This is a genomic window from Leisingera aquimarina DSM 24565 (assembly GCF_000473165.1).
Lineage (GTDB): Bacteria > Pseudomonadota > Alphaproteobacteria > Rhodobacterales > Rhodobacteraceae > Leisingera > Leisingera aquimarina.
The window spans coordinates 2,436,316-2,457,580 of record NZ_KI421504.1 but is presented as its reverse complement, the minus strand read 5'-3'; the positions used below and the strand labels follow the sequence as shown (position 1 = coordinate 2,457,580).

The 21,265-nt window shown below is 60.9% G+C and carries 19 protein-coding genes and 1 pseudogene; 7 read left to right on the top strand and 13 right to left on the bottom strand.

Features of this window, described 5'->3' with window-relative positions; translation table 11 throughout:
* The first annotated feature begins 186 nt into the window (after positions 1–186).
* Both AQUI_RS0116195 and AQUI_RS32525 read left to right on the top strand, forming a co-directional pair.
* On the top strand, positions 187–1,188 hold the full coding sequence (locus AQUI_RS0116195; protein ID WP_027258441.1) for a Hint domain-containing protein: 1,002 nt from the start codon (positions 187–189) through the stop codon (positions 1,186–1,188).
* Between the two features lie 90 nt (positions 1,189–1,278).
* Positions 1,279–1,674, top strand: a pseudogene (locus tag AQUI_RS32525) (transposase); the annotation flags it as partial.
* Positions 1,675–1,934: 260 nt separating this feature from the next.
* Here AQUI_RS32525 and AQUI_RS0116185 read toward each other — a convergent pair.
* Positions 1,935–3,542, bottom strand: coding sequence for an ATP-binding protein (locus AQUI_RS0116185; RefSeq protein WP_027258440.1), 1,608 nt, complete (start codon positions 3,540–3,542; stop codon positions 1,935–1,937).
* 197 nt (positions 3,543–3,739) lie between these two features.
* Here AQUI_RS0116185 and AQUI_RS0116180 point away from each other — a divergent pair, with 197 nt between their 5' ends.
* The 5 genes from AQUI_RS0116180 to AQUI_RS0116160 all read left to right on the top strand — a co-directional run bounded on the left by AQUI_RS0116180 (position 3,740) and on the right by AQUI_RS0116160 (position 9,037).
* The gene (locus tag AQUI_RS0116180) at positions 3,740–5,347 is read left to right on the top strand and encodes a peptide chain release factor 3 (protein WP_027258439.1); all 1,608 of its coding nucleotides are present in this window, start codon (positions 3,740–3,742) and stop codon (positions 5,345–5,347) included.
* A 42-nt stretch (positions 5,348–5,389) separates the two neighbouring features.
* Positions 5,390–6,145 (top strand): hypothetical protein, encoded by a 756-nt coding sequence (locus tag AQUI_RS0116175; RefSeq protein ID WP_027258438.1) that lies wholly within the window; start codon positions 5,390–5,392, stop codon positions 6,143–6,145.
* On the top strand, positions 6,135–7,079 hold the full coding sequence (locus tag AQUI_RS0116170; protein ID WP_027258437.1) for a glycosyltransferase family 2 protein: 945 nt from the start codon (positions 6,135–6,137) through the stop codon (positions 7,077–7,079). Before AQUI_RS0116175 ends, AQUI_RS0116170 begins: the two co-directional genes overlap by 11 nt.
* A gap of 182 nt (positions 7,080–7,261) precedes the next feature.
* Positions 7,262–8,644: a DEAD/DEAH box helicase gene (locus AQUI_RS0116165; protein ID WP_027258436.1), complete on the top strand. Its 1,383-nt coding sequence runs from the start codon at positions 7,262–7,264 to the stop codon at positions 8,642–8,644.
* A 213-nt stretch (positions 8,645–8,857) separates the two neighbouring features.
* Positions 8,858–9,037, top strand: coding sequence for an RSP_7527 family protein (locus tag AQUI_RS0116160; RefSeq protein WP_027258435.1), 180 nt, complete (start codon positions 8,858–8,860; stop codon positions 9,035–9,037).
* A gap of 201 nt (positions 9,038–9,238) precedes the next feature.
* Here AQUI_RS0116160 and AQUI_RS0116155 read toward each other — a convergent pair whose 3' ends face one another.
* From AQUI_RS0116155 to nuoH, 12 genes are all read right to left on the bottom strand, one after another.
* Positions 9,239–10,906: a ribonuclease J gene (locus AQUI_RS0116155; protein ID WP_027258434.1), complete on the bottom strand. Its 1,668-nt coding sequence runs from the start codon at positions 10,904–10,906 to the stop codon at positions 9,239–9,241.
* Positions 10,903–11,685: a type III pantothenate kinase gene (locus AQUI_RS0116150; protein ID WP_027258433.1), complete on the bottom strand. Its 783-nt coding sequence runs from the start codon at positions 11,683–11,685 to the stop codon at positions 10,903–10,905. Before AQUI_RS0116150 ends, AQUI_RS0116155 begins: the two co-directional genes overlap by 4 nt.
* A 12-nt stretch (positions 11,686–11,697) precedes the next feature.
* Positions 11,698–12,444, bottom strand: a complete 747-nt coding sequence (locus tag AQUI_RS0116145; protein ID WP_027258432.1) for a biotin--[acetyl-CoA-carboxylase] ligase — start codon at positions 12,442–12,444, stop codon at positions 11,698–11,700.
* A gap of 68 nt (positions 12,445–12,512) precedes the next feature.
* Positions 12,513–13,952, bottom strand: coding sequence for an NADH-quinone oxidoreductase subunit NuoN (gene nuoN, locus AQUI_RS0116140; RefSeq protein WP_027258431.1), 1,440 nt, complete (start codon positions 13,950–13,952; stop codon positions 12,513–12,515).
* Positions 13,953–13,967: 15 nt separating this feature from the next.
* On the bottom strand, positions 13,968–15,515 hold the full coding sequence (locus tag AQUI_RS0116135; RefSeq protein ID WP_027258430.1) for an NADH-quinone oxidoreductase subunit M: 1,548 nt from the start codon (positions 15,513–15,515) through the stop codon (positions 13,968–13,970).
* A complete protein-coding gene (gene nuoL, locus AQUI_RS0116130; protein WP_027258429.1) occupies positions 15,515–17,608 on the bottom strand; it encodes an NADH-quinone oxidoreductase subunit L in 2,094 nt (697 codons plus the stop codon). The genes AQUI_RS0116135 and nuoL overlap by 1 nt, the downstream gene beginning before the upstream one ends.
* Before the next feature lie 6 nt (positions 17,609–17,614).
* On the bottom strand, positions 17,615–17,920 hold the full coding sequence (gene nuoK, locus AQUI_RS0116125; RefSeq protein WP_008553673.1) for an NADH-quinone oxidoreductase subunit NuoK: 306 nt from the start codon (positions 17,918–17,920) through the stop codon (positions 17,615–17,617).
* Positions 17,921–17,924: 4 nt separating this feature from the next.
* Positions 17,925–18,527 (bottom strand): NADH-quinone oxidoreductase subunit J, encoded by a 603-nt coding sequence (locus AQUI_RS0116120; RefSeq protein ID WP_027258428.1) that lies wholly within the window; start codon positions 18,525–18,527, stop codon positions 17,925–17,927.
* Positions 18,524–18,955: a carboxymuconolactone decarboxylase family protein gene (locus AQUI_RS0116115; RefSeq protein ID WP_027258427.1), complete on the bottom strand. Its 432-nt coding sequence runs from the start codon at positions 18,953–18,955 to the stop codon at positions 18,524–18,526. The genes AQUI_RS0116120 and AQUI_RS0116115 overlap by 4 nt, the downstream gene beginning before the upstream one ends.
* Complete coding sequence (gene nuoI / locus AQUI_RS0116110) at positions 18,952–19,446, bottom strand: NADH-quinone oxidoreductase subunit NuoI (protein ID WP_027258426.1); 495 nt, start codon at positions 19,444–19,446, stop codon at positions 18,952–18,954. The genes AQUI_RS0116115 and nuoI overlap by 4 nt, the downstream gene beginning before the upstream one ends.
* Complete coding sequence (locus AQUI_RS29340) at positions 19,443–20,216, bottom strand: methyltransferase domain-containing protein (RefSeq protein ID WP_051371917.1); 774 nt, start codon at positions 20,214–20,216, stop codon at positions 19,443–19,445. Before AQUI_RS29340 ends, nuoI begins: the two co-directional genes overlap by 4 nt.
* A 6-nt stretch (positions 20,217–20,222) precedes the next feature.
* Positions 20,223–21,260: an NADH-quinone oxidoreductase subunit NuoH gene (gene nuoH, locus AQUI_RS0116100; protein WP_027258425.1), complete on the bottom strand. Its 1,038-nt coding sequence runs from the start codon at positions 21,258–21,260 to the stop codon at positions 20,223–20,225.
* Positions 21,261–21,265: the final 5 nt, after the last annotated feature.

Sequence of the window (21,265 nt, the reverse complement as noted above, 5' to 3'; positions counted from 1 at the left end):
GCGCAGAGCTTGCACCGGGCGGGCAGTGATGGCCAGTCCTGCAGTCCGTGTATTCAGCGTGAAGCTGCCGGAAAATCTGCCCCTTCCCACCCCCTTTCCGCCACATTCTCACGGCAAATCTACTGGACGCCTCCCCAAGCGAGGCCAAATATGGATTCGGACACCCCCAGTTTTAAGGGACAAACCTTGACCGCCAGCCTTTCCTCCGTCCAGGCCTACCCGGCCGAACGTTTCCGCGCCGAATACGGCGCCAACGCGGGCGATCCCATGGGTGTGCTCGAGGATCTGGTGCTGGATGACATTTACCTGCTGAACAGCCCGGCCCCGCCGCAGCGGCTGAGCATTGCCGCTCATCACGATGGCAGCTTCTGCATTGCGGATGACACAGCGCTTGGTGCCCCCGGTGCTGCGCTGCATCTGGACAGCCTGATAACCCTGATGCCCGACCGCGGCCCCAACACCGGGATCCTGGTGATGGTCGAAGCCGACGCCGAGGGCTACATCGCCGCCATCTACTTGGTGCCGCTGGCGCCATTGCAGCCGCAGATGCCCTATACCCTGGTCAAGGCCGAACGAGAACCGGCCCGGCGCAAGCTGGCGCAGTCGGCCTGCGTCTCCTTTACCCGCGGCACCCGCATCACCCTGGCGACCGGGGCCCAGCGCCTAATTGAGGACATGCGCGCAGGCGACCGCGTCCTGACCCGCGACGACGGCATCCAAGAGGTGCGCTGGGTCGGCCAGTCAACCCTGCGCGCGGTCGGCGACCTGGCCCCGATCCTGATCCGCAAGGGTGCCTTGAACAACGCAGGCGACCTGATCGTCAGCCCCGGTCACCGGCTGATGGTCTACCAGCGCAGCGACGAAATCGGCGCCGGCGCGCCGGAAATCCTGGTCCGTGCCCGGGATCTGGTGAACGGCGACACGGTGGTGGTGCTGGACGGCGGCTTTGCCGACTATTTTCAGATCCTGTTCGACCGCCACCACATTATCTATGCCGAAGGGATAGCAGCTGAGAGCACCTTCCTTGATCCTGTTACACGCCCGGCTCTGCCGGAAGAATTCTGGTCCCTGCGCCCCGGCACCCTGCCCGCGCAACACATGCGCGGCGCCCATGGCCTGGATGTAAGCCGGTCACTGCTGGACAGACCCGACGCGGTAGGTCTGCTGAAACGGGCCTCGCTGCGGTAGCAGCCCGCTGCATCGCGATTGCCGACGCGCGCCACCCCCAACTGCGACTCTTGTTAGAAAACAGCATGTTGCCTGACGAGAGGAAACGAAATGGGAGCTGTTTACAGCCAGCTGAGTATAACGGAACGACGCAAGATTGAACGCTGGAGGCATGCGAAGGCCCCTGTGAACGAGATGGCGCGTGCCCTCGGGCGCTGCAGATCGACGGTATTCCGGGAGTTGAAGCGGAACCATTTCTCGGATCCCTGCCTGCCGAAATGTGATGGCTGTTATGGCGCCGCAGCCCAGCTGATGGCGGCCGGCCGGCGCGCGAGGCAACGCAAGCTGATCCGTCATCCGGAGTTGTGCCGCCGTGTCGTCGAGCGGCTGAAGAATGGCCGGATGCCAGAACAGATCGGCAGCCGGATGATCCATGAAGGCGCCAGGCTGCGGGTCTGCCAGGAAACCATCTACCGCTACATCCATTCCAAAGAAGGTATTGGGCGCGTTGCAGGATTTGTGGGATATCTGCACACCTCCAATCTGCTGCAGTGCCTAGTCCGGACGCACCGGACCTTCGGCAGGGCAGCTGAATGTCTTTGGCCACGGGCGCCCGGCCTCATGGCGTGTCCTTCCAAGAATCTGGATGCAGGCACACAGAGCCGCCGCCCCGCAGATACGCCGGACTGCGTGGAAGCAGCCGCTGCGGCCGGCAAGTCCCGGCCCAAGAAAAAGCTAGCCGGCTCTTTTGCGGTACTGCTGCCCGCCTAACGCAGGATCCGCGCCAAAAGCTCGGCCTTGCGAAAGGGTTTGGACAGGAAATCGTTCATCCCCGCGGCCATGCAAGCCTCTACGTCGCTCGGCTGTGCATTGGCTGTCAGCGCAATGATCGGGCATTCCGGCAGCGCGGCGCCCTGCTCGTACTGGCGGATTTTCCGGGTGGCCTCGAGCCCGCCCAGGATGGGCATCGACAGATCCATCAGAATAAGGTCGCAGCCAGCAGATATGTATGCCTCAAAAGCGAGCTGCCCATTGGCCGCAAATTGCAGGTCAGCGCCAGTGGGTTTCAGCATCTTCTTGACGACCAGCTGGTTGGTCTTGTTGTCATCGGCAACAAGGATCCTCATCCCCTTCAAGGCCTCTGCCGGCAGATCCAACGGAGTGCTTGCGGCCTGTGTGTTCAACGCCATTCTTTGATCCTGGACGCGCGTGACGCCATCTTCCTGGCTGGCGGCGCCGTCCTCTGCATCCACCTGTTGCAAATCCAGATGGACCGTAAAGATCGCCCCCTGACCGGGGGCCGATGCCACGTCGATCCTGCCGCCCATCCGCTCAACCAGCGCCCGGGTGATCGCCAATCCCAGGCCGGTGCCTTCTACCACCCTTGTGGTCTGGCGGTTGACCTGTTCGAACGCAGAAAAAATCTGTTCGATCTGCGACTGATCGATCCCTGGGCCGGTGTCGCTGACCGAGATGCGCAGCGGCAGTTTCGCAGCGCCGGTGTCGTAGGAAACACTGGCGGTGACTTGCCCGGTGCCGGTGAATTTGATCGCATTACCCAGCAGGTTCATCAGGATTTGCCGGATCTTGCTGGCGTCCCCGACAAACTCCCACGGGGCGTCCGCGGGGTAATCAGTGCGAAGATCGAGCCCCTTGTAAGCCGCCTTTGCCCACAGCAGGGTTCCCACATCCTGGACAAGGTCCAACAGGGAAAAGGGTGCATCCCGTAATGAAATTTTGTCCGCCTGAATTTTGGAAAAATCCAAAACATCGTTGATCACGCTCAGCAAGGCTGTGGCCGAATTGAAAATCGTGTCCGCGAACAAAGCCTGCTGGTCATCAAGTTCGGTTTCTTTCAGCAATTCACACATCCCGAGTATGCCGTTCATCGGGGTTCTGATTTCGTGGCTCATGTTGGCCAGAAACCGCTCTTTTGCCTGACTTGCTTCCTCAGCCTTGTCCAAGGCCAGCCGGGTGAGTTCCAAAGCCTCGTCCCGCTCGCGCTCAGACGTAATATCAGTGGAGGAGCCAACGAGGTAGACCAGTTTGCCGTCATCATTGAAGACGGGCCGCAGCGTAGTACTGAGGTATTTTGTTTTCTGAACAGCTGGAAGGACGATGTCGTAGGTGGCTTCCCTGCCTGCGGCTATGACGTCAAGGTGCTGGTTCAAGGCGCGGCGGCCAGTCGCCCCGCCATAAAGTTCAAGCGCGGTTTTGCCGGCGAAATCGTCAAACCCGAGCTTGGTGAATTCCCGCGACTTTGTATTCATCGCCACATAGCGCGGAAGGCCGTCGCCCCCCACTTTCAGGACGATCACTGCAATTTCAACCGAGTCCAGAACTTCAAAATGATCAGAAAATTCATCTTTTTGCACGTGTTGTTCCTGCAGTGGCAAAGCTCTCAAATCCGGTTGCCCGTATTCATTCAAATAGACTTACAAGATATTCGTTAGCGAAACATAGGCAAACCGGAATTTGGATTTTCTCGTTGACCCTCTGTTGACCAGTGGCTTGTCCGGCGGCGGCCCTGTTTTCCTTGCCACGCTTGCGGATTGTGGATACAGCCACCCCCATGTTGGACACCACTTCGAACCACCCCGAACTGCCGCCCGAAATTGCCCGGCGCCGGACCTTTGCGATCATTTCGCACCCGGACGCCGGCAAGACCACGCTGACTGAAAAGTTCCTGCTGTATGGCGGTGCGATTCAGATGGCCGGACAGGTGCGCGCCAAGGGTGAGGCGCGGCGCACGCGGTCGGACTTCATGCAGATGGAAAAAGACCGCGGGATCTCGGTTTCGGCTTCAGCAATGTCGTTTGATTTCAGCGGCTTCCGGTTCAACCTGGTGGACACGCCCGGCCACAGCGATTTCTCCGAGGACACCTACCGCACCCTGACCGCGGTGGATGCAGCGGTGATGGTGATCGACGGCGCCAAAGGCGTGGAAAGCCAGACCCAGAAGCTGTTCGAGGTCTGCCGTCTGCGTGACCTGCCGATCCTGACCTTCTGTAACAAGATGGACCGCGAAAGCCGGGACACCTTTGAGATCATTGACGAGATCCAGCAGAACCTGGCCATTGACGTGACACCAGCCAGCTGGCCGATCGGCGTGGGCCGTGAATTCATCGGCTGTTATGACATGCTGCGCGACCGGCTGGAACTGATGGACCGCGCCGATCGCAACAAGGTTGCGGAAAGCATTAAGATCAACGGCTTGGATGACCCCAAACTGGCTGAACATGTGCCGGAACACCTGCTGGAACAGCTGTTGGAAGAGGTCGAGATGGCCCGCGAGCTGCTGCCGGCCTTGGATCCGCAATCAGTGCTCGAAGGCCACATGACCCCGATCTGGTTCGGTTCGGCGATCAACTCGTTCGGTGTGAAGGAACTGATGGACGGTATCGGCGCCTATGGCCCCGAACCGCAGCCGCAATCCGCCCAGCCCCGCCAGGTGGCGCCGGAAGAAAAAAAGGTCGCGGGTTTCGTTTTCAAGGTCCAGGCCAATATGGACCCCAAGCACCGCGACCGGGTGGCCTTTGTCCGCATGGCGTCGGGGCACTTCAAACGCGGCATGAAACTGACCCATGTGCGCACCAAGAAGCCGATGGCGATTTCCAACCCGGTGCTGTTCCTGGCCTCTGACCGCGAACTGGCGGAAGAAGCCTGGGCCGGCGATATCATCGGCATTCCGAACCACGGCCAGCTGCGTATTGGCGATACGCTGACCGAGGGCGAGGCGATCCGGGTGACCGGAATTCCGTCGTTTGCTCCGGAATTGCTGCAAGGTGTGCGGGCGGGCGATCCGATGAAGGCCAAGCATCTGGAAAAGGCGCTGATGCAGTTTGCCGAAGAAGGGGCTGCCAAGGTGTTCAAGCCTTCGATCGGCTCCGGCTTCATCGTCGGCGTTGTCGGCCAGTTGCAGTTCGAGGTTCTGGCCTCACGGATTGAGATGGAATATGGCCTGCCAGTGCGGTTTGAGGCCAGCCAGTTCACCTCGGCCCGCTGGGTCAGCGGTGACCGGGCGGCGGTGGACAAGTTCACAAACGCCAACAAGCAGCATATCGCCCATGATCACGACGGCGATGTTGTGTACCTGACGCGGCTGCAATGGGACATCGACCGGGTGGTGCGCGACTATCCGGACTTGAAACTGACCGCGACCAAGGAAATGATGGTCTGACAGAAACGCCGCATTTTTGAAAACAGCGCATTGAAGCTCGCCATGGATCTGGATCAAGAGAACTACCCTGGCGGTTTTTTTGCGCTGATGCGGCGGCTGGAGACGCGCGAAACGCCTTTTGACGATCCGCTGTCGGTGCTCCCGCCCCCGGACGTTGATCTGAATGCACTTAAGGCAGCAATGGTTTCCTGCGCACCTGACATGAACGGCGTGCCGGAAAACCGCAGGAATGCGTCGCGCAAACAGGCAGTTATACGCGCTGAGTTTCTCGGCCAGTCTGAACTTTGGGCGCTTCATGCAGTTTGCATTGCCATTCTGCGCAGGCGCGCCGCCCCGCCGCAAGCGCGGCAGTTGTTTCTGCGGATCTGGTCGGAACAGGGCGACGCGCTGGCCCGCGAACTGCCAGTGCGCTGGATGATATCGGCAGCGGCCACATTTGCCGATCATGGGGAAACCCTGGACCAGCGCTTGGGCGGACAGGGGCTTATGCTTTTGTTCGACCTGATCAAGCTGCACGACAGTGAGCGCCGTCAGAGCGGATGGAAAAACAGCGTTGGCTTTCCCCGGACCCGCGGCGGTTCAAAGCCGGATGATTTGGGTTTTGGTTTGGAACCCTATTCGCTGCCAAACGGGGATTTGGACAGGAACATGCTGGCCCGGCTGTGGCGCTATGCCGAGAATGACGCGGTTCTTCGGCCTTTGGGAACACGCATGCTGCAGATGGTCATGGCCGACCCGCGCAGCATCTTCGCCCGCATTCAACGCTACAAGGTCAGGCCCGCTTCTGATGAGCAGTGAGCAGATCAAATGGGGCATCGTCAGCACCATCAAAGCAGACGCAAGCGATATCCTGACCTTTGCGGCCCATTACCTTGAGGCCGGGGCGCACAGGCTGTTTCTGTATCTGGACGCTCCCTGCCCGGACGCTTTCCCGCATTTGAAAGCACACCCGAAGATCCGGATCACCGAATGTAACGAGACTTACTGGCGGCGGATGGGCAGACGGCCGGTCAAGCACCAGGTGCGGCAATCGGCAAACGCTAGCCGCGCCTATCATCGTCAGGCCGGGGATGTGGACTGGCTGTTGCATTGTGACGTCGACGAATTTCTGTGGTCTGCTGAATCCGTTGCCACCCGGCTGGCTGCGCTGCCGTCTGACGTCTGCTGTGCCCGGGCGCGCCCGGTTGAAGTTCTGGCGGGCGGCGACGGCACGGCTTTCAAAGGATGCCTCCCGGTCGTTGGCCAGGACGCCCGCGCGGCGCGGCTGTACCCGCAGTTCGGCAAGCATCTCAAGGGCGGCTTTCTGAGCCATGTCCAAGGCAAGCTGTTCACCCGTACCGGCATCGACGGCCTGGAGATTCGGATTCACAATGTTTTGCTGGACGGCGGCACGAACCCTGGCGAGGCCAAACTGGACGGCATGGATTTGTGCCATTTCCATGCCGCAGACTGGCACAACTGGATCAGCCACTACCGGTACCGGCTGCAAAAAGGCTCTTATCGGGCAGGGCTTGCCCCCTTCCGGCCCCGTGGCACTGAAGGAATCACTGTGCATGAGCTGCTAAGCGCCATTGAAGCGGATCAGGGCGAAGCCGGTCTGCGCACCTTTTTTGACGAAGTTTGCACCGACAGCCCAGACCTGCGGGACCGCCTGCGGGCTGAGGGGGTGCTAAAGATCCGAAAACTGGATTTGGCCTCAAAACGGCGGAAACACTTTCCGGAATTCGTCTGAATTGTCTCTCTGTTGCCAAAAGCCGGGACAAAAACACTGCGAAATCCGGCATTAATTGACGATCGCACAGGATTTTGCTATGCCGCCCCACGAGCCGGCAGCTGCCATCCCGCATGACCCTTGCGGAGCCGGCTGCAAAACACACGCGCGGGCCAGGTCAGTGTCCGCAATGACGGATGCATATGACAAAATTCACCGATCTGAACCTTAATCCCAAGGTCCTCAAGGCTATTGAGGAAGCTGGATACGAAACCCCCACCCCGATTCAGGCGGGTGCAATTCCGCCTGCGCTGGAGGGCCGCGATGTTCTGGGAATCGCCCAGACCGGCACCGGCAAGACGGCGTCTTTCACGCTGCCGATGATCACAATGCTGGCGCGCGGCCGCGCCCGGGCCCGGATGCCGCGCAGCCTGGTGCTGTGCCCCACACGCGAACTGGCGGCCCAGGTGGCGGAAAACTTCGACACCTATGCCAAGCATGTGAAGCTGACGAAGGCGCTGCTCATTGGCGGGGTTTCTTTCAAGGAACAGGACGCGCTGATCGACAAGGGCGTCGATGTGCTGATTGCAACCCCCGGACGCCTGCTGGACCATTTTGAGCGCGGCAAGCTGCTGCTCACTGGTGTGCAGGTGATGGTGGTGGACGAGGCCGACCGGATGCTCGATATGGGGTTCATCCCGGATATCGAGCGCATCTTCTCGCTGACGCCGTTCACCCGCCAGACGCTGTTCTTCTCGGCCACCATGGCGCCGGAGATCGAACGGATCACCAACACTTTCCTGTCCGGCCCCGCCAGGATCGAGGTGGCCCGCCAGGCCACTGCGTCGGAAACCATCGAACAGGCCGTGGTGCAGTTCAAGGCATCGCGCCGTGACCGCGAGGGCAGTGAAAAACGTAAAGTGCTGCGCGCGCTGATCGACAATGAGGGCGACAAGCTCACCAATGGCATCATCTTCTGCAACCGCAAGTCGGACGTGGATATCGTTGCCAAGTCGCTCAAGAAATACGGCTATGACGCATCGCCGATCCATGGCGACCTGGATCAAAGCCAGCGGACCAAAACTTTGGACGGTTTCCGTGAAGGGTCCTTGAGGATCCTGGTAGCCTCGGATGTGGCCGCGCGGGGCCTGGATGTGCCCAGCGTCAGCCATGTATTCAACTTCGATGTGCCCGGCCATGCCGAGGATTACGTCCACCGGATCGGCCGCACCGGACGTGCAGGCCGCGAGGGCAAGGCGATCACCATCTGCATTCCCCGCGATGACAAGGCGCTGGATGCGGTGGAGAAGCTGATCCAGAAAGAGATCCCGCGACTGGACAACCCGGTGAAGCCGGAACCTAAGGCGGAAAAACCTGCCCGCGCAGCCAAGCCGGAACCGGAAGCCCGCGAGCCCCGCAAGGAGGCAGCCCGCAGCCCCCGCAAGGACGAAAAGCCTGCGCAAAAACCCGAACGCGCTTCGGGCCGCGGGAAATACGGCAAACGCGACGACAAGTCCGTGGTCGGCATGGGCGACCACCTGCCCAGCTTCATCGCCCTCAGCTTCGCGGAACGCCGGGCCAGCTGACCAGCACCGCCGCCAGACGCTTTACAGGCCGTTCCATTCTGGAGCGGCCTTTCTTTGTTGCAGCTGCAAAAGGGCGGATCACCATGCAGCTGCCGCATGGCGACCTTTGCACTTGCAGCATAACGGGTCTTCGATCTTGGGTGGCGTCAACCTGTGCAAACAGGCGTATTGCATCCGCAACACCGTAACGCGCCATTGAAATTGGGCCTCGCCATGAACACCACCGAAACCAACACCCTGACCATTGCACAATTCCAGGCCATCGAAGCCCGCGCCCATGAGCTGCGCGCCGAGGCTTTTGCCAACGTGATGCGCCGCCTGTTCCGCGCCCTGTTCAGCGCCCCGCGCAAAGTGGTCTCCTGCCCCAGCTGCGCCCGCCCGCTGCACGGCTGAACCTGCTGTCGGCTCCACCGGGCCAGCCCCCGAATTGACAACGCCGCGTGCCCTAAGGGCCGCGGTGTTTTTGTTTCGTTGGCTGCTGTTCTGCGGCAGCGCCGCGAACCCGTAGAGTGCGCGGCGCCTAGGCCCAACGGGGCCTGCTGCATCTTTGATGCGGCTTGGGCCGGGCGGGAGCACCGCCCAGCCCTCGCTGGGTCAGCGCATGCGGCTGACCACCACCGTCACCTCGGGCTTCTTGCCGATCTCGCTGTGCGCGCTCTGGCGGGCGATCCGGCGCAGCTCCTGTTCCAGCTTGTCGTCATCGCGCAGGGTCTTGGCGCCCGCACGCATCAGGAACTGGTTCAGATCCTCTTCCATCACCTCGATCAGGGCGGCGTTGGAACTGCCGGTCTCGGGCAGGCCCTTGACGTCGCACCAGGGTTCGCCCAGCGGCTCGTCTTCCTCGTCCAGCAGCACCGTCACCACCACATGGCCGTTCAGCGCCATACGGATGCGGTCGCGCACGATGCCGTCCATTGCGCCGTATTTGACCGATCCGTCCAGATAGGTGCGGCCAGTGTCGACATAGCCGGCACCCTTGGGCGCATCGCCGGTCAGGTCCATCATCATTCCGTTGACCACAACCGCGCTGGCAATGCCTTTTGCCTCACCCAGACGGGCGTGCTGGCGCAAATGGCGGTGCTCGCCGTGCATCGGCACCAGCATCCTGGGCTTCAGCAGATTGTGCATGGCTTCCAGATCCGGCCCATTGGCGTGCCCCGACACATGGTAAAGGCCGGAACTGTCATCAACCACATCCACACCCATTTCAGAGAACTGGTTGATAATGCGGATCACGCCCTTTTCATTGCCCGGGATGGTTTTGGAGGAGAACAGGAAGGTGTCGCCCTCCTTCAGCTCCAGCCCGCGGTACTTGCCGCGCGCCAGCTGCGCGGACGCCGCGCGGCGTTCACCCTGGCTGCCGGTTGTGATCAGCATCAGATTGTCGCGCGGCACATTGTTGGCATCTTCGGGGCTGATCACCTTGGGGAAATCCACCAGCACGCCGGTTTCCGTCGCAGCCTCGATCATCCGGCGCATGGCACGGCCCAGCAGTACGATTGACCGCCCGGCCCGCACCCCGGCTTCGGCCAGGGTTTTCACCCGTGCAACGTTGGAGGCAAAGGTGGTGGCGGCGACCAGGCCCTTGGCTTCGGAAATCAGCCGGGTGATCTCATCCGGCAGTTCGGATTCCGAGCGCCCTGGATGGGTTGAGAACACATTGGTCGAATCGCAGACCAGCGCCTGGATGCCGTCCTTGGCGATCTCTGCCCACATCTCCGGGTCAAACGGCTCGCCGACCAGCGGATTGGAATCCAGCTTGAAGTCGCCGGTGTGCACCACTCGCCCTGCCGGGCTATCGATCACCAGTCCGCCGCTTTCGGGGATGGAATGGCTCATCGGGGCGACGCCGATGGTGAAGGGGCCAAGTTTGGTCACTTCGGGCCAGGCCTGCACGGTTTGCACATTTGCCGGATCGTGGCCCGCCTCCTCCATCTTGCGCCGAGCCAGGTTGGCGGTAAAGGCGCGGGCGTAGACCGGCACATTCAGGCTGGAATACATATGGGCGATGGCGCCGATGTGGTCCTCGTGCCCGTGAGTGACGAAAATCCCCTCCAGCCGGTCCACCCGCTCTTTCAGCCAGGTCATGTCCGGCATGATCAGGTCAACGCCGGGGGTGGTGTCCATGTCGGGGAAGGTCACGCCCAGGTCGACCAGTATCAGGCGTTCTTTGTTCTTTGGCCCGTAGCCGTAAACATAGGCATTCATGCCAATTTCACCCGCCCCGCCGAGGGGCAGATAGATCAATCTTTCACTGCTCATGCGTCAGTACCGTTATCCTTGTTGTATTTATGAATGATCTGCAGCCCATGCATCGTGAGGTCATCCTCGAATGCGTCAAACAGATCAGCGGATTGCTGGAACAAAGGCGCCAGCCCGCCTGTCGAGATTACTTTCATCGCCACGCCGCGTTCCGCCTTGATTTGGGTGCAAATCTCGCGGACGAGGCCGACATAGCCCCAGAACACGCCGGACTGCATACAGGCGACGGTGTTGGTGCCGATGACATTTTCAGGTTTGGTGATGTCCACATGCGGCAGTGCGGCGGCAGCTTGGTGCAGCGCCTCCAGGCTCAGGTTCACGCCGGGGGCTATCACCCCGCCGACATAAGCGCCATCCTCGGCCACCACGTCAAATGTTGTCGCGGTGCCGAAATCCACCACGATCAGATTGCCGCCATAAAGGTCAAAACCGGACACCGTGTTGACCAGCCGGTCGGGGCCAACTGCAGTGCCTTCGTCTACCCGCACCGCGACGGGCAGCAGGCAGCCGGGTTTGCCCACCACCAGGGGGCGCGTACTGAAATAGCGGTCCGCCAAAACCCGCAGGTTGAACACCACCCGCGGCACGGTGGAGGAGATGATCATGTCGGTGATATCCGCCTCGATCCCTTGCAGCCGCATCAGCGTGTTCAGCCAGACATAATACTGGTCGGCAGTGCGCTGCCAGTCGGTGGCGGTGCGCCACATGCCGATGAACTTCTCGCCGTCATAGATCGAAAAGACCGTATTGGTGTTGCCGCAATCAACTGCCAGAAGCATTGCTGCCCCTTCCTAGAAATAGATGTCGGCCGCGGGAATGCTGACGCGGCCCTTGGCGGTGTTTAGGACAAGGTTGCCGCTGCCGTCCACCGTTTCAAAGGTGCCTTCGGTCTCGGAATTTGCGGTGCGGGCAGTGATCACCTCGCCCAGCTTGGCCGCGCGCTCCAGCCAGGCGGTGCGGATCGGCTCAAAACCATAGGTGCTGAACTGCAGCTCATAGCGGGCAAAAGCATCTGCAAGCGCCGCCAGAAACTCCTTTGGCGAAACCTGCACACCGGTTTCCGACAGCAGGGACACCGGCCAGACGGCGCCGGGCTCCAGCCATTCCTTCATCGGGGTTTCCACCAGGTTGACACCGATGCCGACCAACAGGTGGTTGACTCCCTGCCCGTTTCCGGCGCTTTCCAGCAGGATGCCGGCCAACTTGCCGCCCTTCAGCAGCACGTCGTTGGGCCACTTCAGCGAAAGGCCTTCGCTGCGCCCAGTCACCGCGATGCAGGCGTCATAGACGGCAAGGGCAGCGACAAAGCTGCGCAGTGCCGCCTGATCCGGGGCACCTTCGGGGCGCATTACCAGGGTGGCGGCAAAATTGCCCTTGGGGTCCTTCCAGTCCCGGCCGCGGCGGCCGCGCCCCTGGGTCTGGCGCAGGGCTAGGATCCATTCAGGTCCTGCCAGCTCACCCGCGATGCGGGACGCCTCGTTCAGGGTGCTGTCCACCTCGTCGAGCACCCGTTTTCCATATCCTGCTGGCCAGCTCATGTGCGCTCCTTAGATGCGGAAAGGCCCGGTCGCAAGACCGGGCCTTTTCAGCCTGCCTGAAAAGCAGATCAATTTACAAGGGTTGCTGCTGCGGCAGCCGCGGCGCCGTCGATGCCGAACTGGTAAACCACACCAATCAGCATCAGCGCGGCAGAGGCCATCAGCGCCACACCCAGGATCGCCGAACCTTTGGCCTCAACGTCGTCCTCACCAGTGCCGAAGTACATGTAGAAGACAATGCGGATGTAATAGAACGCTCCGATGACTGAGGCCACGGCGGAGGCAATGACCAGCCCCATCAGCCCTGCATCAACACCCGCCTGCCACACACCCAGCTTGGCAAAGAAGCCCAGCATCGGCGGCACGCCGGCCAGCGAGAACATCAGGACCAGCACCGCCAGCGCCTTGCCCGGCTCGCGCGAGGCAAACTGGTTCAGCGCCATAATGTCAGTGACCGGCTTGCCGTCTTTTTCCAGCATCAGGATGAAAGAGAAAGTGCCGATGTTCATGGTGACATAGATCGCCAGATACACCAGCATGGCGGTCACACCCTGTTCGGTGCCCGCTGCCAGGCCGATCATCGCATAGCCCATATGGGCAATCGAGGAGAAGGCCATCAGCCGCTTGATGTCGCGCTGGCCGATTGCAGCAATGGCGCCGAGGAACATCGACAGCACCGACAGTACGACGATGATCTGCTGCCAGTCGGAGACGGCACCGCCGAAGGCGTCATGCAGCACCCGGGCAAACAGGCCCATCGCGGCCACCTTGGGTGCGGTGGCAAAGAAGGCGGTGACCGGCGTCGGCGCACCCTCGTAGACATCCGGGGTCCACATGTGGAAGGGCACGGCAGAGACCTTGAACGCCAGGCCGGAAATCATGAAGACCAGGCCGAACAGCATACCGATGGACATATGGCCCTGCTCTGCAACCTGGATGATGCCCGCGAACTGGGTGGTTCCGGCAAAGCCATAGACCAGCGAGGCACCGTACAGCAGCAGCCCCGAAGACAGCGCGCCCAGCACGAAGTATTTGAGGCCCGCTTCCGTCGACTTCACGCTGTCGCGGCGCATGGCGGCCACGACATAGAGCGACAGCGACTGCAGCTCCAGTCCCATGTAAAGGGACATCAGGTCGCCGGCCGAGACCATCATCATCATGCCCACTGCGGCCAGCGCCACCAGGATCGGGTATTCGAACCGCAGCATACCGCGGCGCGCCATGTAGTCCTGTCCGATCAGCAGCACTGCAGCCGCGCCCAGCAGCAACGCCACCTTGGCAAAACGGGCAAAGCCGTCATTGATGAACATGCCGTTGAAGGCAGTTTGTGTCGTGGCCGGGCTGGCAGCGATCCAGAAGGCCACCACAGTCAGCAGGGCGGCGGTGGCCCAGACCAGCGGGACCGCTAGCTTGTCCTTGCCAGTGTAGACTGCGCCAAGCAGCGCGCCCATCGCGTAAAGCGCCAGAACGATCTCTGGCAGGATTACAGTAAGATCAGCTTGGATCATCTGCCTGATGCTCCCTTAATGCGAAGCAATCTGGGTGGCTGCCGAGGTATCGGCCGCCGCCAGAGACTGGTTGAAGTTTGCAATCAGCGCCTCGGTCGAAGGGGCGATGATGTCGGTGACCAGGGACGGATAGACACCTAGCAGCAGGGTCATGACCACCAGCGGCGCAAAAACGAAACGCTCGCGGGCAGTCATGTCGCGGATGCCGGCCAGGCTGCCCTTGATCAAGTCGCCAAAGACCACCCGGCGGTAGAGCCACAGCGCATAGCCGGCCGAGAAGATCACCCCGGTTGCCGCCACTGCGGTCACCCAGGTGTTTTTCTGGAAAGCGCCCATCAGGGTCAGGAATTCGCCGACAAAGCCCGAGGTGCCCGGCAGGCCGACGTTGCCCATGGTGAAGAACATGAAGACCAGCGCATAGGCGGGCATCCGGATCACCAGCCCGCCATAGGCGTCGATGTCGCGGGTGTGCATGCGGTCATAGATCACCCCGACGCAGAGGAAGAGCGCTGCGGAGATGAAGCCGTGCGACAGCATCTGGAAGATGGCGCCGTCGATGCCCTGCTGGTTGGCGGCAAAGATGCCCATGGTGACAAAGCCCATATGCGCAACCGAGGAATAGGCAATGAGCTTTTTCATGTCCTCCTGCACCATCGCCACCAGCGAGGTGTAGACCACGGCAATCGCCGACATCCACAGGACCACGTCGGTCATCACGTCCGCGCCCACCGGGAACATCGGCAAAGAGAAGCGCAGGAAGCCATAGCCGCCCATCTTCAGCAGGATCGCCGCCAGCACCACGGAGCCCGCGGTCGGCGCCTGCACGTGCGCATCCGGCAGCCAGGTATGCACCGGCCACATCGGCATCTTCACCGCAAAGGAGGCAAAGAACGCCAGGAACATCAGCGTCTGAGCACCGCCAACGACGTGCACGCCCAGCACGTCAAAGGACGCCGCCGAGAAGCTGTGGGTCAAGAGGGTTTCGATATCGGTGGTTCCGGCATCCACATACATGAACACCATTGCCACCAGCATCAGCACCGAGCCGAAGAATGTGTAGAGGAAGAACTTGAAGGAGGCGTAGATCCGCTCCTTGCCGCCCCAGATGCCGATGATCAGGAACATCGGAATGAGGCCCGCCTCGAAGAAAAGGTAGAACAGCACCAGGTCCAGCGCCATGAAGACGCCCAGCATCAGGGTCTCCAAGAGCAGGAAGGCGATCATGTATTCCTTCACCCGGTCGGTGACGCTCCAGCTGGCCAGGATGGTCAGCGGCATGATGAAGGTGGTCAGCATCACAAACAGCACCGAGATGCCGTCAACGCCCATCTTGTACTTCAGCCCGAAGATCCAGGCCCGGTCCTCGACGAACTGGAAGCCGGTGTTGGCGGGGTCGAACTCAAAATAAATGCCGAGGCTCACCAGGAAAGTGATTGTGGTGGCAAAGAGCGCAACAAACTTGGCGTTGCGCTGCGCCGCCTTATCCTCGCCGCGCAGGAACAGGGCCAGGATGGCCGCCGCAAGCGCCGGGATGAAGGTGACAATAGAAAGGAGATTGTCCATCAGTGCGCTCCTCCGCCGATCGACATCCAGGTAACCAGGGCGGCAATGCCCAGCACCATCCAGAAGGCATAAGTGAAGATATAACCGGACTGCGCGCGGCCCGCGAGACGGGTGAAGAAGGGCACAACGCCCATAGCCAGGCCATTGAGGAAGCCATCAATGGTGCCCCCGTCGCCGCGCTTCCAGAAGAAGCGGCCGATGGCCAGGGCGGGTTTCACGAAGATCACATTGTAGACTTCGTCAAAGTACCACTTATTCAGAAGGAACAGGTACAGCGGACGCTGCTGCTGTGCCAGACGGTTGGGCAAAGACGGGTTCCAGATGTAGAACCACAGTGCCAGCACCAGTCCGCCCAGCATCGCCACAAATGGAGACAGCTTCACCCAGACCGGCGCCGCATGGGCATCTTCCAAGATGTGATTGTCCTTGCCGATATAGATGCCGCCCTCGCCCGGCTTGCCGGCAAACACATAGTGATGCTCACCTTCAGCAGCTGCTTCGCCGTGGTCCGCTTCCTCGCCGTGACCCTCGGTCTCGCCATGCGCGTCCGCCGCGGCCTCAGCCATCGGGATGCCATAGAACTTGCCGACCTGATCGGCGTGGCCGAAGAAGCTGCCGTACCAGATCATGCCTGCGGTAATTGACCCCACCGCCAGCACGCCCAGCGGCACCAGCATGGTCCAGGGGCTTTCATGGGCGTGGTCGTGGGTATGCTTGTCGCCGCGCGCCTCGCTGTAAAAGGTCATGAACATCAGGCGCCAGGAGTAGAAGGAGGTCATGAAGGCCGCGATCACCAGCGCCCAGAAGCCGAACATCGAGCCGCCCGCATAGGCGCTTTCGATGATGGCGTCCTTGGAGACGAAACCGGCGAAGCCGATCCAGCCGCTCAGCGGGATGCCGACGCCGGTGATGGCCAGGGTACCGATCATCATCGCCCAGAAGGTATAGGGGATCTTTTTGCGCAGGGCGCCGTAGTTCCGCATATCCTGCTCGTGGTGCATCGCGTGGATCACGGAACCGGCGCCCAGGAACAGCATCGCCTTGAAGAAGGCGTGGGTGAACAGGTGGAACATCGCGGCGGAATACATGCCGACGCCGGCGGCCACGAACATGTAGCCCAGCTGCGAACAGGTCGAATAGGCGATCACGCGCTTGATGTCGTTCTGGACCAGGCCCACGGTGGCGGCAAAGAAGGCAGTGGCCGCACCGATCACGGTGATGAAGGCGGTTGCCTCAGGCGCGAATTCCATCAGCGGCGACATGCGGCAGACCAGGAACACGCCCGCGGTTACCATGGTTGCCGCATGGATCAGCGCCGACACCGGGGTCGGGCCTTCCATCGCGTCCGGCAGCCAGGTGTGCAGGATCAGCTGTGCGGATTTGCCCATCGCGCCGACAAACAGCAGGAAGGCAATCAGATTGGCCGCGTTCCACTCGGCCCACAGGAAGGAGACCTGGGTTTCTGCCAGTGTCGGGGCGGCTGCAAAGATGTCCGCCAGATTGATGCTGTCGGTCAGGAAGAACAGGCCGAAGATCCCCAGCGCAAAGCCGAAGTCACCGACGCGGTTGACGATAAAGGCTTTGATCGCCGCCGCATTGGCCGAAGGCTTGCGGTAGTAGAAGCCGATCAGCAGGTAGGAGGCCACACCGACGCCTTCCCAGCCAAAGAACATCTGCACCAGGTTGTCCGAGGTCACCAGCATCAGCATCGCGAAGGTGAAGAACGACAGGTAGGCAAAGAAGCGCGGCTTGTAGCTTTCGCCCTCTTTCCACTGCGGGTCATGATCCATGTAGCCGAAGGAATAAAGGTGCACGAGCGAGGACACGGTGGTGATCACGACCAGCATGATCGCGGTCAGCCGGTCCAGCCGGATCGCCCAGGAGGTCGACAGCGAGCCGCTTTCGATCCAGCGGAAAATCTCGATGTTCTCGGTCACGCCGTCAAACGACAGGAAGATGATCCAGCTGAGAAGTGCGGCCAGGAACAGCAGCGCCGTGGCGGTCACGGTGGCAGCTTTCTCGCCGATGAACTTCCAGCCGAAGCCGCAGATCACGGCCCCCGCCAGCGGGGCAAAGAGAAGGATGGTTTCCATGTGCGCTTAGCCCTTCATCACGTTGACGTCTTCGACGGCAATGGTGCCGCGGTTGCGGAAGAAACAGACCAGGATCGCCAGGCCGATGGCGGCCTCAGCCGCGGCCACGGTCAGCACGAACAGGGTGAATACCTGCCCCACCAGATCGCCTAGAAAAGAGGAGAAGGCGACCAGGTTGATGTTCACTGCCAGAAGCATCAGTTCGATGCTCATCAACAGGATGATCACGTTCTTGCGGTTCAGGAAGAGCCCGAAGATGCCGATGACGAACAGCGTCGCCGCGACGGTCAGATAATGTTCAAGTCCGATCATGTGCTCACAGCCCCTGCCCCGGTTTCACATCCCTAAGCTCCATCGCCACGGCCGGGTCGCGCATCATCTGGGCGACAACGTCCTGGCGCTTCACGTCCTGGCGGTGGCGCAGGGTCAGCACAATCGCGCCGATCATCGCCACCAGCAGAATCAGGCCCGACAGCTGGAACAGAAGAAAGTATTGATCATAGATGATGAGGCCAAGCGCCTCGGTGTTGTGGCGGTCGGCGGGCACCGGGTTGGCCAGCAGTTCCGGCGCCTTATGCGCGGTTTCCCAAACGCCGAAAGCCATCACGAACTGCATCAGGATCACCAGGCCGATCAGCAGCGCCAGCGGCAGGTAGCGCGCCATTTCGGCCTTCAGCGCGGCAAAATCCACGTCCAGCATCATCACCACAAACAGGAACAGCACCGCAACCGCCCCCACATAGACAATGATCAGCAGCATGGCGACAAATTCCGCCCCCAGCAGCACAAACAGCCCGGCCGAGGAGATAAAGGCCAGGATCAGCCACAACACCGAATGGACCGGCTGGCGGCTGATCACGGTGAACAGCCCGCCGGTAATGGCGCTGACGGCGAAGAGGTAGAAGGCAAAAACGCTCATGTCTCATCGTCCTTGTTGTCGTCCAGGACCGTTTGCGCCAGATCCAGCGCCCGGTTCATGGCCGGAATGCCGGCAAAGACCGACATCTGTCCGATCGTTTCCACGATCTCTTGTTTCCTGGCGCCCGCCGCAAGAGCGTGGCGCACAGTCTGGCGCACGGCACTGTCAGCCTGTGCGCCCTGCATCGTCAGCCCGGCCAGTGTCAGCAGCAGCCGGGTTTTGGCATCCAGCCCGTCCTTGTTGACGGTGTTGCCGAACATCATTTCCATGACCTCTTTGGGCATGGTGGGCCACAGCGCCTCGAACTCCTTGAAGGCCTCCGTTGGCGAGAAGTTTTCCAGCGCCGGGTTGAAGGCCTTGGCCATCTCCTGCGCCTGGGTCTGCATCTGGGCCATCATGGCCTCGAAAGGGTTCTTGGGATCAGTCATCGGTACGGCGCATCAATTTCAAGGTTGCGGGCAATCTCGGCTTCCCAGCGTTCGCCGTTCGCCAGCAGCTTGTCCTTGTCGTAGAACAGCTCCTCGCGGGTCTCAGTCGCGAATTCGAAATTCGGGCCTTCGACGATGGCGTCTACCGGGCAGGCTTCCTGGCAGAAGCCGCAGTAGATGCATTTGGTCATGTCGATGTCATAGCGGGTGGTGCGGCGGCTGCCGTCCTCGCGCGGTTCCGCGTCAATGGTGATCGCCTGCGCCGGGCAGACCGCCTCGCAGAGTTTACAAGCGATACAGCGCTCCTCGCCGTTCGGGTAGCGGCGCAAAGCGTGCTCACCACGGAAACGGGGCGACAGCGGGCCCTTCTCATGCGGGTAGTTCAGGGTTGCCTTGGGCGCGAAGAAATACTTCAGCCCCAGTTTGAAGCCGACCCAGAAATCCTGCAGCAGGAAGTATTTGGCGGCGCGGGTGTAGTCGATTTGGGTCATTGCGGAGCCATTTCGTCATCAAGCCGGGTTGCGCCGGCGTTTCCGTGGCTGTGCCACTTGGTTTCATAGTCGCTTTGCAGCACCAGGTCCTTCATTGCTGAATCGCTGGTCTTTTCGATTTCATAATAGAGGTACATGCGCCCCTCCGGTATTTTGCCCTTGAGCCGCATCCGCTTGCCGGTCTCAGCAGGGTCCTGGAACTCAACATGGTAGTCGCCGCCGCGCGGCCGTTTGTGAATGCCGCGGCAGTCATGCACGGTGCAGCCGCAGTTTCGCCCCCAGAACGTCCAGACCAGTTCCGGATTGAACTGGTAGATGCCATGCGCAGGCCAGCCATTAAATCCGTTGGCGGAAACAAACCGCCCGCCCGGCTTCAGCATCCGGAAAACCGTTTCCAACGCCATCGGCACGTTGAAGACATGTTCAATTGTGCCGCCGTCGAATATCAGATCGAACTGCCCTTCCAGCTCGGCAGCCACCGGGCGGTTCAGGTCATGAAGGATCGTCGCTCCCTCGTAGTTCGAAAAATCCATGGTTTCCATGTCACCGAATCCCAGCTTTTGCATCAGGGTTTCGCAGTAACCGTCTTCTTGAACCAGCTCCTCGTGGCTGAGATCGAGCCCTTTTTTGCGCAGGATCCGGTCAAACTTGTGCTTGATATGATCCTCCACCCGGAAGGAATGACGCCCAAGCATAAGCGTCCGGCCTTCCGGCTGGAAGCGGACCGACAGGTCGGCCAGCCGTTCAAAGAGCTCAATATCGACGCCCATTTCTGATCAGCCTCCCACGGTCCAGCGCGCGAAGATGCCCCAGAACCAGTCAAACTTTGCAGCAAAGGATACAAAGACCACCCAGGCCAGCGAGAACGGCAGGAACACTTTCCAGCCCAGGCGCATCAGTTGGTCGTAGCGGTAGCGCGGGGTGATCGCCTTTACCATTGCGAAGAGGAAGAAGAAGAACGCCATCTTGCCGACCATCCACAGCACGCCATCGGGGAGGCCCGGGATCGGGGACAGCCAGCCGCCGAAGAACAGCAGCGAGGTCAGCGCGCACATCAGGAAGATGGCGATGTATTCACCGGCCATGAACAAGAGGAACGGGGTGGCCGAGTATTCCACCTGGTAGCCCGCGACCAGTTCCGATTCCGCTTCCGGCAGGTCGAACGGCGGGCGGTTGGTTTCTGCCAGTGCCGAGATAAAGAACAGGAAAACCATCGGGAAATGCGGGATCCAGTACCAGTTCAGAAGGCCCAGATCGCCATCCTGCGCGCGCACGATGTCGCCAAAGTTCATCGAACCGGTGGAGATGATGATGCCGATGATGATCAGGCCCAGCGAGACTTCATAGGAGATCATCTGAGCGGCAGAGCGCAAGCTGCCCAGGAACGGGTATTTCGAGTTCGACGCCCAGCCGCCCATGATCACGCCGTAGACCTCAAGCGAGGAAACTGCAAAGACATAAAGAATGGCGACGTTGATGTCTGACAGCACCCAGCCGTCGTTGAACGGGATCACCGCCCAGGCGATCATCGCCAGCACAAAGGAGGTCAGCGGTGCCAGAATGAAGACCGGGCGGTCGGCGCCGGCCGGGATCACCACTTCCTTAACCACATATTTCAGCGCGTCGGCCACCGATTGCAGCAGGCCGAAGACACCCACCACATTCGGCCCCCGGCGCATCTGGACCGCGGCCCATATCTTGCGGTCCCCGTAGACGAGGAACAGGAGCGAGATCATCACAAAAGCAACAACTGCAAGCACTTGCGCCAGGATCAGAACAGCGATGCCGCCTGGAGTGTTAAAGAAATCAGCCATAGGTC

Excerpts from the sequence above, each read along its gene's own strand:
- AQUI_RS0116180 (WP_027258439.1), top strand. The coding sequence starts at position 3,740 with ATGTTGGACACCACTTCGAACCACCCCGAACTGCCGCCCGAAATTGCC.
- nuoL (WP_027258429.1), bottom strand. The coding sequence starts at position 17,608 with ATGGAAACCATCCTTCTCTTTGCCCCGCTGGCGGGGGCCGTGATCTGC.
- AQUI_RS0116145 (WP_027258432.1), bottom strand. The coding sequence starts at position 12,444 with ATGAGCTGGCCAGCAGGATATGGAAAACGGGTGCTCGACGAGGTGGAC.
- nuoH (WP_027258425.1), bottom strand. The coding sequence starts at position 21,260 with ATGGCTGATTTCTTTAACACTCCAGGCGGCATCGCTGTTCTGATCCTG.
- AQUI_RS0116165 (WP_027258436.1), top strand. The coding sequence starts at position 7,262 with ATGACAAAATTCACCGATCTGAACCTTAATCCCAAGGTCCTCAAGGCT.
- nuoK (WP_008553673.1), bottom strand. The coding sequence starts at position 17,920 with ATGATCGGACTTGAACATTATCTGACCGTCGCGGCGACGCTGTTCGTC.
- nuoN (WP_027258431.1), bottom strand. The coding sequence starts at position 13,952 with ATGATCCAAGCTGATCTTACTGTAATCCTGCCAGAGATCGTTCTGGCG.
- AQUI_RS0116160 (WP_027258435.1), top strand. The coding sequence starts at position 8,858 with ATGAACACCACCGAAACCAACACCCTGACCATTGCACAATTCCAGGCC.
- nuoI (WP_027258426.1), bottom strand. The coding sequence starts at position 19,446 with ATGACCCAAATCGACTACACCCGCGCCGCCAAATACTTCCTGCTGCAG.
- AQUI_RS0116175 (WP_027258438.1), top strand. The coding sequence starts at position 5,390 with ATGGATCTGGATCAAGAGAACTACCCTGGCGGTTTTTTTGCGCTGATG.
- AQUI_RS0116155 (WP_027258434.1), bottom strand. The coding sequence starts at position 10,906 with ATGAGCAGTGAAAGATTGATCTATCTGCCCCTCGGCGGGGCGGGTGAA.
- AQUI_RS29340 (WP_051371917.1), bottom strand. The coding sequence starts at position 20,216 with ATGGGCGTCGATATTGAGCTCTTTGAACGGCTGGCCGACCTGTCGGTC.
- AQUI_RS0116135 (WP_027258430.1), bottom strand. The coding sequence starts at position 15,515 with ATGGACAATCTCCTTTCTATTGTCACCTTCATCCCGGCGCTTGCGGCG.
- AQUI_RS0116170 (WP_027258437.1), top strand. The coding sequence starts at position 6,135 with ATGAGCAGTGAGCAGATCAAATGGGGCATCGTCAGCACCATCAAAGCA.
- AQUI_RS0116120 (WP_027258428.1), bottom strand. The coding sequence starts at position 18,527 with ATGAGCGTTTTTGCCTTCTACCTCTTCGCCGTCAGCGCCATTACCGGC.
- AQUI_RS0116115 (WP_027258427.1), bottom strand. The coding sequence starts at position 18,955 with ATGACTGATCCCAAGAACCCTTTCGAGGCCATGATGGCCCAGATGCAG.
- AQUI_RS0116150 (WP_027258433.1), bottom strand. The coding sequence starts at position 11,685 with ATGCTTCTGGCAGTTGATTGCGGCAACACCAATACGGTCTTTTCGATC.